The sequence below is a fragment of the Streptomyces sp. NPDC028907 genome, from assembly GCF_055564995.1.
The window spans coordinates 1-13,129 of record NZ_JBVHVE010000016.1 but is presented as its reverse complement, the minus strand read 5'-3'; the positions used below and the strand labels follow the sequence as shown (position 1 = coordinate 13,129).

The window sequence follows — 13,129 nt, the reverse complement described above, 5'->3', positions numbered from 1 at the left end:
GAACATCGAGGGGAATTCACCCGGTCGGAGAAGGGCGAGCACAGATGTCCCTCGGGCGCAGTCCTGAATCCTCCCCTCTGGACACCACCGACGCTTCGTCGATCGCGGTGGTCGGAATCGCCTGCCGGCTGCCGGGGGCAGACGGGCCCGAGGCCTTCTGGCGGCTGCTCCGGGACGGCCGCAGCACCGTGTCGGAGTCGCTGGCCGACCGGTGGGAGCAGACGTCGGACGCCGGTACGGACGTCCCCGCCGCCGCGCGGGACGTCCGCCACGCGGGACTGCTGGACCGGGTGGACGGCTTCGACGCCGGCTTCTTCGGGATCTCGCCGCGCGAGGCGGTGGAGACGGACCCGCAGCAGCGGCTGATGCTGGAGCTCGGCTGGGAGGCGCTGGAGGACGCCGGTGTCGTCCCTGGGCGCCTGGCGGGCAGCCGTACCGGTGTGTTCGTCGGGGCCATGGCAGACGACTACGCGGCCCTGCTGAGCCGGCGCGGCGCCGACGCCTACGGCTCGCACTCGCTGCCGGGCACCGGTCGCGGCATCATCGCCAACCGGGTCTCGTACACGCTGGGGCTGCGCGGCCCGAGCGTGACGATCGACGCGGCCCAGGCATCGTCCCTGGTCGCCGTGCACCTGGCGTGCGAGAGCCTGCGGACCGGCGAGTCCACGCTGGCCCTCGCGGGCGGGGTGAACCTCATCATCGGGCCGGAGAGCACCGCCCGGACCGCCCGGTTCGGGGCGCTGTCCCCGGACGGGCGCTGCTACACCTTCGACGCCCGGGCCAACGGCTTCGTCCGGGGCGAGGGGGGCGCGTTCGTCGTCCTCAAGCCCCTGGCCGCCGCGCTCGCGGACGGGGACACCGTCCTCGGTGTGATCCGGGGCAGCGCCGTCAACAACGACGGCACCACCGACGGGCTGACGGTGCCCGGTCGGGAGGCCCAGGAGGACGTGATCCGGCAGGCGTGTCTGCGCGCCGCGGTCGACCCGGCCCAGGTGCAGTACGTGGAGCTGCACGGCACCGGCACCAAGGTCGGCGACCCGATCGAGGCCGCGGCCCTGAGCGGTGCCTACTCCCCGGGGCGGGACACCGGGAGCCCTCTGCTGGTGGGCTCGGTCAAGACCAACATCGGCCATCTGGAAGGGGCTTGCGGGGTCGCGGGGCTGGTCAAGGCCGTGCTCAGCATCAGACACCGAGAGATCCCCGCCAGTTTGAACTTCTCGTCGCCGAACCCGCGCATCGACCAGGAGGCGCTGAAGCTGCGGGTGGTGACGGACCGTGGGCCGTGGCCCGCGCCGGACCGGCCGCTCCTCGCGGGCGTCAGCTCCTTCGGCATGGGCGGCACGAACTGCCATGTGGTGCTCGGTGAGGCCCCGGCCGCCGCGTCGGGCGGGCCCGGCACCGACGAGCGACGCGGCGCGGCGGACGGACACCCGGAGGACGGCTTGGCCGGCCGGGCGGTGGACGGTGACCGGGGCGGCGCGGGGCCCGTGCCGTGGGTGCTCTCGGCGCGGGAGCCGGCGGCGCTGGCCGCCCAGGCCGAGCGTCTGCGCGCGCACCTCGACGCCCACCCCCCTCTCGCCGTCCGGGATGTCGGCTGGTCGCTGGCCGCCACCCGCACCGCCTTCGCCCACCGTGCCGTCGTACTGGGCGGCGACCGGGAGACGCTCCTCGCCGGACTGACGGCCCTCGCCTCCGACGACCCGGCGGCCGGCGCCGCAATTGTGCGCGGCCGGGTCCGTCCCGACGCGCGGCTCGCCGTGCTCTTCACCGGGCAGGGCAGCCAGTACGCGGGCATGGGCCGGGGGCTGTACGACACGTACCCGGTGTTCGCCGAGGCCTTCGACGCGGTGTGCGAGCGGCTCGACCGCCACCTCGGACGGCCGTTGCGCGAGGTGGTCTTCGCCGAGCCCGGCTCGGCCGGGGCGGAACAGCTCGACGAGACCGCGTACACCCAGGCGGCGCTCTTCGCCGTCGAGGTCGCGCTGTTCCGGCTGGTCCAGAGCTGGGGAGTTCGGCCGGACTTCGTCATCGGGCATTCGGTCGGCGAGCTGACCGCGGCCCATGTGGCGGGAGTGCTCTCGCTCGACGATGCCTGCACCCTCGTCGCGGCCCGGGGCCGGCTGATGCAGGCCCTGCCGCGCGGTGGCGGGATGGTCTCGGTGGCGGCGTCGGAGGACGAAGTCCTCGCCGTGCTCCCGGACTTCGGCCGTGTCTCGGTCGCCGCGGTCAATGCCCCGGGCGCGGTCGTGCTCTCGGGCGACGAGGAGGCCGTGGCCGAAGCGGCCGCCCACTGGGCGGGCCTGGGACGCAAGGTCAAGCCGCTCCGGGTCAGCCATGCCTTCCACTCGCCCCGGATGGATCCGATGCTGGCCGAGTTCGAGGAGGTCGCCCGCTCGCTGTCGTACGCGCCACCGCGGATCCCCGTCGTGTCCAACGTCACCGGCCGGCTCGCCGGCGCCGACGAGCTGTGCACGCCCGGCTACTGGGCCCGCCATGTGCGGCGAACCGTCCGGTTCCGCGACGGCATGGCGGCCCTGAGGTCCCAGGGTGCGACGGCCTATCTCGAACTGGGGCCCGGCGGGGTGCTCACGGGCATCGCCGAGCACTGCCTCGACGACCTGGCCGGACCGGCCGCAGCCGCCGTCCCACCGGACGTCCTGGCGGCCACGCTGGCGTCGGACCGCGTGGAGCCGGAGAGCCTGCTGGAGGCCCTCGCCCGAGTCCACGTGCACGGCATCCCGGTGCGCTGGGACACGGTCGCCGCGCCCTGCGACGGGCCGCGCGTCTCCAGGGTGCCGCTGCCCACGTACGCCTTCCAGCGGCGGAGCCACTGGCCGCGGCTCGGCGCGGTTCGCGGTGCCGTCACGGTAGGGGGAGCGGCCGCGGAGACAGCCGAGGGGATGCCCGCCGCGGACACGGACACGGACACGGACTCCGGCCCGGACACACGGGTCTCCTGGGCACGGCGCTTGGCGACGCTGGCCGACGGCGAGCGGGAACGTGCGCTGCTCGACGTGGTGCGCGCGGCGGTCGCCGCAGTCCTGGGGCACAGCTCACCGCAGGACGTGGACAACCGGCTCGCGTTCAAGGAGCTCGGCTTCGACTCGCTGTCGTCGGTGGCACTGCGCAACCGGCTGACCGAGGTCACCGGCCTGCGCCTGCCGGCCGCCCTGACCTACAACTGCCCCACCCCCGCCGCCGTCGTGGACCATCTGCGCACCCAGGTCGTCGGCGCCGCCGAGGCGGCCGAAGGCCCCGGTGCGATGACCGCCGCGCCCGGCGACGAGCCGATCGCCGTGGTCGCCATGGCGTGCCGCTACCCGGGCGGCGTGCAGTCGCCGGAGGATCTGTGGCGGCTGGTGGCCGAGGGCAGGGACGCCATCGGCGCCTTCCCCGAGAACCGTGGCTGGGACCTGGAGGGACTGTACGACCCGGACCCTGAGGCACCGGGAGCCTCGTACGCGCGGTCCGGCGGGTTCCTGTACGACGCCGATCTCTTCGACGCGGCCTTCTTCGGGATCAGCCCGCGCGAGGCGCTGGCGATGGACCCGCAGCAGCGGCTGCTGTTGGAGACGTCGTGGGAGGCGCTGGAGCGGACCGGGATTCCGTCCGCTTCCTGGCACGGCGAGCGGGTGGGGGTGTTCGTCGGCGCGATGGCGCAGGACTACGGGCCGCGTCTGCACGAGGCGCCCGAGGGACTCGACGGCTATCTGCTCACCGGCGGCACGACGAGTGTCGCCTCCGGCCGCATCGCCTACACGCTGGGCCTGCGCGGTCCGGCGGTCACCGTGGACACGGCCTGCTCCTCGTCGTTGGTCGCTCTGCATCTGGCGAGCCAGGCGCTGCGGCAGGGCGAGTGCACGATGGCCCTCGCGGGCGGCGCGGCCGTGATGGCCTCGCCCGGCATGTTCGTGGAGTTCAGCCGGCAGCGGGGCCTGGCGCCGGACGGGCGGGCCAAGGCGTTCGCCGCCGCAGCGGACGGCACGTCATGGGCCGAGGGCGCCGGAATCGTCGTCCTGGAGCGGCTCTCGGACGCCCGGCGCAATGGCCACCCCGTCCTCGCCGTGCTGCGCGGCTCGGCCGTCAACCAGGACGGTGCGAGCAACGGGCTGGCGGCGCCCAGCGGTCCCGCCCAGCGTGACGTGCTCGAACAGGCCCTGGCGGCCGCCGAGTTGACCGCCGATCAGATCGACGCCGTGGAGGCGCACGGCACCGGCACGGTGCTCGGCGACCCGATCGAGGCCGAGGCCCTGGGCACCGTGTACGGCCGGGGCCGGCCGGCGCAACGGCCGCTGCTGCTGGGCTCGCTCAAGTCCAACATCGGCCATGCGCAGGCCGCTGCCGGTGTCGGCGGTGTGATCAAGATGGTCGAGGCCCTGCGGCACCGGATGCTTCCGCGCACGCTGCACGTCGACGCGCCGTCCCCGCACATCGACTGGGACGGCAGCGGTCTGCGGCTGCTCACCGAGGCCATGGAGTGGCCCGACACCGGGCGTCCCCGTCGCGCGGGCGTCTCCTCGTTCGGGATCAGCGGTACCAACGCCCATGTCGTCCTGGAGCAAGCTCCCGCCGACTTCGACGGCGGCGGCAACGACCCGTCCGCTGCCGCCGCGGCCGCCGACCGCACGGCGCCCACGGCGGTCCCCCTGCTGGTCTCGGCCAAAACCGCCAAGGCGCTGCGCGGTCAGGCGCAACGGCTGCTGAAGTGGCTGCCGGCAGCCACCGGTGGCGAGCCGGGCCCGGACCCCGTGCCCGCCCTGGGCGCGGCGCTCGCCACGGCCCGCTCGTCGTTCGACCACCGGACGGTGGTCGTGGCCGCCGACCTGGACGAGACCGTTCGGGGCCTGAGCGCCCTGGCGGCGGGCGAGAGCGCGCCGCACGTCGTATCGGGCGCCGTCGGCGCCGCCCCGGGCGGGACCGTGTTCGTCTTCCCCGGCCAGGGCTCGCAGTGGACGGGCATGGCACGGGAACTGCTGGACGCGTCACCGGTGTTCCGCGGCCGTGTAGAGGCGTGCGAACGGGCCATGGCGGACCTCGTCGACTGGTCCCTGACGGAGGTGCTGCGTGGCGTACCGGGCGCGCCGTCCTTCGACCGGGTGGACGTCGTGCAGCCCGCGTTGTTCGCGATGATGGTGTCCCTGGCCGAGCTGTGGCGCTCCTTCGGGGTGGTGCCGGACGCGGTCGTCGGGCACTCGCAGGGCGAGATCGCCGCCGCCTGCGTCGCCGGTGCGCTGTCCCTGGAGGACGCGGCGCGGATCGTGGTGCTGCGCAGCCGCGCGCTGGTGCGGCTGGCCGGCAGTGGCGGGCTGGTGTCGGTTCCGCTGCCCGCCGCCCGGGTGGCGGAGGATCTGGCCCGCTGGGAGGGCCGGCTGAACGTCGCCACCGTGAACGGACCCTCCTCGACGGTGGTCGCCGGCGACCCCGAGGCGCTGGACGCGCTGGTGTCGGAGTACCGGACCGACGGAGTACGGGCCCGCAGGATCCCGGTCGACTACGCGTCGCATTCACCGCAGGTGGAGGCGATCCGCGAGGAGTTGGCGGAGGTCCTCGACGGCATCACGCCCCGGTCCGCCACGACGGCTTTCTACTCGACGGTCACCGGCGGCCGTGTCGACACGGCCGGACTCGACAGCGCGTACTGGTACCGGAACCTGCGTCAGACCGTACGGTTCGAGGAGGCGGTCCGGTCGCTGTGTGCCGACGGCTTCACCACCTTCGTCGAGTCGAGCCCCCACCCGGTGCTCACCGTCGGCGTCCGCGAGACCCTCGACGACGTCGCGGCCACGGCCGGTGACGGCGCCGCCCGTGCGGCGGCGGGGGCGGTGGTGGTCGGGTCGCTGCGCCGCGACGACGGCGGGTGGCGGCGCTTCCACACCAGTCTGGCCGAGGTCCATGTGCACGGTGTGCCGGTGGACTGGGCGGCCGCCTTCACAAGCTCGCGGCGCCTGCCCGTCGATCTGCCCACGTACGCCTTCGACCGCGGCCGGTTCTGGCTGGAGGCGCCCGTCGGCGGCGGCACGACCAGACACCTCGGGCTGAGCACGGCCGATCATCCGCTGCTCGGCGCGGCCGTCGAACTGGCCGACGGGGGCGGGCTCGTGCTCACCGGGAGCCTGTCGGCGCAGAGCCATCCCTGGCTGGCCGACCACGCGGTCGCCGGAATCGTGCTCCTGCCCGGGACGGCGCTCGTCGAACTGGCGCTGCACGCCGCGGGCCACACCGAGTGCGACCGGCTCGACGACCTGACGCTTCGGGCCCCGCTGCCGGTGCCCGAGTCGGACCGGGTCCGGCTGCAGGTCACCGTGGGCGCGGCTGCCGACGACGGCCGACGCGCCGTCAGCGTCCACTCCCGCCCGGACGCCGCGGACGACGTGCCCTGGACCTGCCACGCCACAGGTGTGCTCGCGGCGAGCCGCCCCGGGGAACGGCCCGGGGATCGATTCGCGGACGTCCGGCCGCCGGAAGGGGCCGAGCCGGTCCCCGTCGAGGAGCTCTACTCCCGCCTCGCCGAGCAGGGGTACGAGTACGGACCCGCCTTCCAACGGGTGCGCGCGGTGTGGCGTACGGCGACCGCGATCCACGCCGAGGTGCGTCTCGCCGAGACCGAGCACGCGGACGCCGCCCGCTTCGGCATCCATCCGGCCCTGCTGGACGCTGCCCTGCACCCGCTGGCCCTGGAACCGGCCGGCCTTCTGGGGGCGGACGACGAGGGGCGGATCGGGCTCCCGTTCTCCTGGAGCGGTGTGGCCCTGCACACCGCCGGGGCCACGACGGTACGGGTGCGCTGGTCGCTGACCGGCGAGGGCACTGCCGAGGCGGTCGTCGCCGGTCCGGACGGCGTTCCGGTGGCCACCGTACGGTCGCTGGTGACGCGGCCCGCCGCGCCGGAGCAGCTCACCGCGGGCCGGTCCACGCACGGCGGCGACCTCTTCCGGCCGGTGTGGGTGCAGGCCGCGCCGCCGGCGGCCGCCCCGGCAGCGGAGGCCGGCGCGTGGGCTGCGCTGGCCGTCCCCGGCGGCGGCGAGGCCGTCGCCGCGGCGACGGGCGCGCGACTGTACACCGACCTGGCCGCGCTCAAGGCCGCGGTCGCGGCCGGCGCGCCGGTACCGGCGACGGTACTGGCCGCCGTGCCCGGGGACGTGGGGGCCGGTGCAGCGGTCGCGGCGGACGACGTGCCGCTCGCCGTGCGCACGGTGAGCTCGGCCGTGCTGGCCCTGCTGCGCGAGTGGCTCGCCGACCCGGCGTTCGCCTCCTCGCGGCTGGTGCTGCTCACGCACCGCGCGATGGTCACCGACACGGATCAGGAGCCGGCCGGCGGCGCGGCACCCGACCTGGTGACCGCACCGCTGTGGGGTCTGGTCCGCACGGCCCAGGCCGAGCACCCCGGCAGGTTCGTCCTCGTCGACCTCGGCGGGGACGAGCCGGCCCCCGGCGCCCTCGCGGAGGCACTGGCGCTCGACGAGCCGCAGGTGGCGCTGCGCGGCGGCGTCCCGTACCTGCCGCGTCTCGTCGGCGACGTAACCCACCCGGCGCCGGACGCGACACCGCCGGTCGAGGACGGCACCGCTCGGGTCGAGGAGGGCACGGTGCTGATCACGGGAGCCACCGGCGCGCTCGGCCGTCTGCTGGCGCGTCACCTGGTCACGGCGCACGGTGCCCGCCATCTGCTGCTGGTCGGCCGCCGGGGCTCCGCCGCACCCGGCGCGGACGCCCTGGAAGCGGACCTGTCCGCGCTCGGCGCCGAGGTGAGGTGGGGCGCCTGTGACCTGGGCGACCGGAATGCCGTGGCGGAACTGCTGGCGTCCGTGCCGGCCGCGCGTCCGCTGACGACGGTCGTCCACGCCGCCGGTGTGCTGTCCGACGGTGTTCTGGAGCAGTTCGCTCCGGAGCGCCTCGACGCCGTGCTGCGGCCCAAGGTCGACGGTGCCTGGCACCTCCATGAGCTCACCAAGGACATGAGCCTCTCCCGCTTCGTCCTCCTGTCGTCGGTCACGGGTCTGCTCGGCAGCGCGGGACAGGCCGCGTACACGGCTGCGAACACCTTCCTCGACGCGCTGGCCCACCACCGCCGGGCCGCAGGGCTGCCCGCGGCGTCCCACGCGTGGGGGCTGTGGGCAGACGCCAGTGGCATGACCGGTCATCTGTCGGAGTCCGACCTGGCGCGACTCGCACGTGGCGGCCTTTTGCCGCTGGACACGGACGAGGGGCTGGCACTGTTCGACCGGGCGCTCACGGCCGATGGGCCGGTGCTGGTCCCTGCCCGGTTCGACCTGGCGGGGCTGCGCCGCCGTGCCGCGGACGCGGACGCCGTTCCCGCCGTCCTGCGCGGGCTGGTCCGGACACCGGTGCGCCGGGCGGCCGCCACAGCCGAGGACGAGGTGTCCCTGCGCGATCGTCTGGCCGCGCTCCCCGCCGAACGGCAGCTCGCCGAGGTACGGGAACTGGTCCGCGCGCAGGTGTCGACGGTGCTCGGACACGGCTCGCCGTCGGGGATCGAGGACGAGCGCGCGTTCAAGGAGCTCGGGTTCGATTCGCTCACGGCGGTCGATCTGCGCAACCGCCTGAACGCGGCGACGGGTCTGCGGCTGAGCGCGACGCTGGTCTTCGACCATCCGACGCCCGCCGCGCTCACGCGCCTGCTCCACGCGGAGCTCACCGATCGCCGACCGGACCCCGGGGCGGAGCAGGACGCGCCGGTGAGCACCACGGCCGGGACGGCGGACGAGCCCATCGCGATCGTGGGAACCGGCTGCCGGTTCCCCGGTGGTGTGCGCTCGGCGGCCGATCTGTGGCGATTGCTGGCCGACGGCCGTGGCGCCGTGGGCGACTTCCCGGAGGACCGCGGCTGGAACGTGGCCGAGTTGTTCGACCCGGACCCCGAGGCCGTCGGGAAGAGCTACACCCGGCACGGCGGGTTCCTGGACGACGCGGGCGGTTTCGACGCGGACTTCTTCGGCATGAGCCCACGTGAGGCGCTGGCCACCGACCCGCAGCAGCGGCAGCTGCTGGAGACGGCCTGGGAGACGATCGAGGGCGCGGGTCTGGAGCCGTCGTCGCTGCGCGGCAGCAGCACGGGCGTCTTCGCCGGGGTGATGTACGGGGACTACGGCGGCCGGCTCCGCCAGGCGCCGGAGGAACTGGAGGGCTTCCTGCGCAACGGCAGCCACGCGAGCGTGGCGTCGGGGCGGATCTCGTACACGTTCGGGTTCCAGGGTCCGGCGGTCACCGTCGACACCGCCTGCTCGTCGTCACTGGTCGCCGTGCACCTGGCCGCGCAGGCCCTGCGCAGCGGCGAGTGCGACATGGCGCTCGCCGGCGGCGTCACCGTCATGGCCACACCGGCCACCTTCGTCGAGTTCAGCCGCCAACGCGGCCTCGCCCCCGACGGACGCTGCAAGCCCTTCGCCGCCTCGGCCGACGGCACCGGTTTCTCGGAGGGCGTGGGCCTGGTCCTGCTGGAGCGGTTGTCGGACGCGGAGCGCAACGGCCACCCCGTGCTGGCCGTGATCCGCGGCAGCGCCGTCAACCAGGACGGCGCCAGCAACGGCCTCACCGCCCCCAACGGCCCCGCACAACAACGCGTCATCCACACCGCCCTCACCAACGCCCACCTCACCCCACACGACATCGACGCCGTCGAAGCACACGGCACCGGCACCACCCTCGGCGACCCCATCGAAGCCCAAGCACTCCTGGCCACCTACGGCCACAACCGCACCCCACAACAACCACTGTGGCTCGGCTCCATCAAATCCAACATCGGCCACACCCAAGCCGCCGCAGGCGTCGCAGGCATCATCAAAATGGTCCACGCCATGCAACACGGCGTCCTGCCCAAAACCCTCCACATCGACCAGCCCACACCCCACGTCGACTGGAACGCGGGCGCGGTTTCCCTGCTCACCGAAACCATCCCCTGGCCCGAAACCGGACGCCCCCGCCGAGCCGGCATCTCCTCCTTCGGCATCAGCGGCACCAACGCCCACCTCATCCTCGAACAAGCCCCGGACCAGCCCGAGGCCGCGCCGGACCCGGTCGCAGGCGAGCCGCGCCCCCTGCCGTGGCCGGTCTCCGCGCGCAGTGAGAAGGCGCTGCGGGCCCAGGCCGCACGGCTGCACTCCTTCGTCATGGACCACCCCGACGTGGACGTCCACGACATCGGGCACACCCTGGCCGCCACACGCGCCACCGGCTTCCACCACCGCGCGGCGATCGTCGGCGCCGACCACGACGGCTTCCTCGCGGGGCTCGAGGCGCTCGCACGCGGGGACGGGCACCCCGGGCTCGTGGGGGGCACGGTGGCCTCGCCTCCCGGCAGAACCGTGTTCGTCTTCCCGGGCCAGGGGTCGCAGTGGCTCGGCATGGCCGACGAACTGCTGGAGACGGCGCCGGTCTTCGCCGAGAAGATCCGTGCGTGCGCGCAGGCGCTGGACCCGCTGACGGGATGGTCTCTCGTGGACGCCCTGCGCGGCGCCGACGGTGCGCCGGAGCTGGACCGCGTGGACGTCGTCCAGCCTGCCCTGTTCGCGGTGATGGTGTCGTTGGCCGAGCTGTGGCGCTCCTTCGGCGTCGAGCCGGACGCGGTGATGGGCCACTCGCAGGGCGAGATCGCCGCGGCGCACGTGGCGGGCGCACTGTCCCTGGAGGATGCCGCGCGCGTCGTGGCACTGCGGAGCAAGGCCATCACCGCGCTCGCCGGAACCGGTGGCATGGCGTCCGTACCGCTGCCGGTGAACACCGTGCGCGAGCGGCTCGCCGCCTGGGGCGAACGGCTCGGCGTGGCCGCGGTCAACGGGCCCCGGTCGACCGTGATCGCAGGTGAGCACAGCGCGGTCGACGAGGCGGTGGCCGCGTACCGGGCCGACGGCGTGCGGGCCCGCCGTATCCCCGTCGACTACGCCTCGCACACCCCGCACGTGGAGGCGATCCGCGAGCAGGTCCTCGACGCGCTCGCGTCGCTCGCGCCGCGCGCCGCGCGGATCCCGTTCTACTCGACCGTCACCGCCGGCCCGGTGGACACCACGGATCTGGACGCCGGGTACTGGTACCGCAACCTGCGCCGGACGGTCCGCTTCGAGGAGACGACCCGGGCCCTGCTCGACGACGGTCACGGGCTCTTCATCGAGGCGAGCCCTCATCCAGTGCTCACGGTCGGCCTCCAGGAGACCGTCGACGCGTACGGCGCGGACGCCGTCGTACTGGAGTCGCTGCGGCGTTCCGAGGGAGGCGTGGGCCGGTTCACGGCCTCGCTCGCGCGGGCGTACGGCCACGGCGTGGACGTGAACTGGCCGGAGGCCTTCGCGCACCGGGCCGCGAGGACGGTGCCCCTTCCGACGTACGCCTTCCAGCACGCGACGTACTGGCTCGACGCTCCGGCGCCTTCCGCCGACGTCCGCGCGTCCGGAATGAACCGTGCGGACCATCCGCTGCTCGGCGCCGTCACCGAACTGCCCGACGGCGGGCACCTGTTCACCGGATCGGTGTCCTTGGACCACTTCCCCTGGCTGGGCGATCACCGGGTGTTCGGGAGCGTCCTGCTGCCGGGTGCGGCCTTCATGGAGGCCGCGCTGCACGTGGCTCGGCACATCGGCGCGGCGGCAGTGGAGGAGTTGACGCTGCACGCGCCGCTGGTGCTGGCCGAACAGGAGGGCGCCGACCTCCAGGTGATCACGAGCCGCATGGACGACGACGGTGAGGGTCCCGGCGACAGGGTCGGTGACGGCGCCCGGTACGGCATCACGATCCGCTCCCGGACGACCGTTTCGGCGACGGACGGCGGTACAGGTGCGGAGTGGATCGTGCACGCGACGGGGTTCCTCACGTCGGCCGAGCCGTCCGAGCCCGCCGGTCTGCGGGGTGCCTGGCCGCCCGCCGGTGCGCAGCCCGTCGGTCTCGACGACTTCTACGAGCGGCTCGGCGAGATGGGCGTCGGGTACGGGAACGCCTTCCGGGGTGTACTCGCCGCCTGGCGCAAGGGCGACGAACTGTTTGCCGAGCTGGCCGGGGATCCGGCGCCGGACGGGTCCTCCGGAGGGTCGGGGGGCGACGTCCGCAGCAAGCGGTTCGGCGTGCATCCCGCGCTGCTGGACGCCGCGTTGCAGCCCGTCTTCCTCCGCCCCGCGGAGCCGGACGCGACCATGGGGGTGGTCCTGCCGTTCAGCTGGTCCTCCGTGTCCCTGCGCTCCGTCGGCGCGGCGGCGGGACGGTTCCGCGCCCTGGTGGCGCCCGGCCCGAACGACGGTGTCCGGGTCGAGCTGGCCGACGAGCGGGGCCGACCGGTCGTCTCGATCGGCTCGCTGACGGTGCGTCCGGTGACGGCCGCTCAGCTGGAGCGTGCGGCGGGAGGGCCCCAGCGGCTCTTCCACGTCGCATGGGTACCGCTGCGGAGCCCGTCGGACGAGATCGTCGCTCCGCTCGGCCCGTGGGCACTCCTGGAACCGACAGATGGCACTGGTGACGGAGACCGAGACGGAGACGGAGGCCGCGGTGGCCCGATCGGCCGGTACGGCGATCTGTCCGCCTTGAGTGCGGCGGTCGACGCGGGCGAGCGGGTGCCCGCGCTGGTCGTGGCCCGGTTCGGGGCCGACACCGGCGCGTACGAGGACGGGGAGCCGGGCGAGCCCGTCGAGCGGGTGCACGAGGCGACGCGGGAGGCACTCGCGCTGCTGCAACAGTGGCTCACGGACGACCGTTTCACCGACACACGCCTCGTCGTGGCGACGCGTAACGCGGTGTCAGGCGGGCCCGCGACACCCGGGGGCGACGGCGGGGCCGTGGATCTGGTCGGGGCCTCGGTGTGGGGTCTGGTCCGGTCCGCCCAGGCGGAGAACCCGGGGCGGTTCGTCCTGCTGGACCTGGACGCGGAGCCGGGGGCCGCCCTGAGCCGCGCCGGCACGGGTCTGGCAGCGGCACTGGGGAGCGGGGAACCGCAACTCGCGCTGCGCGACGACAGCGTTCTGGTGCCCCGGCTGGCCCGGATCGCCGCCCCGGGGACACCCGCGCGGCCGGCACCGGATCACGACGTGGCCGCTGCGAGGGCGCTGGATCCGAACGGGACCGTCCTGATCACCGGCGGCACCGGAACCCTCGGCAGCCTCATCGCCCGCCACCTCGTCACCCACCACAACAT

The 13,129-nt window shown here is 74.5% G+C and carries 1 protein-coding gene; it reads left to right on the top strand.

The window, feature by feature from the left end:
• Positions 1-44: 44 nt before the first annotated feature.
• The coding region (locus ACZ4UU_RS36745; RefSeq protein WP_471907750.1) for a type I polyketide synthase at positions 45-13,129 on the top strand (13,085 nt) is incomplete at its 3' end.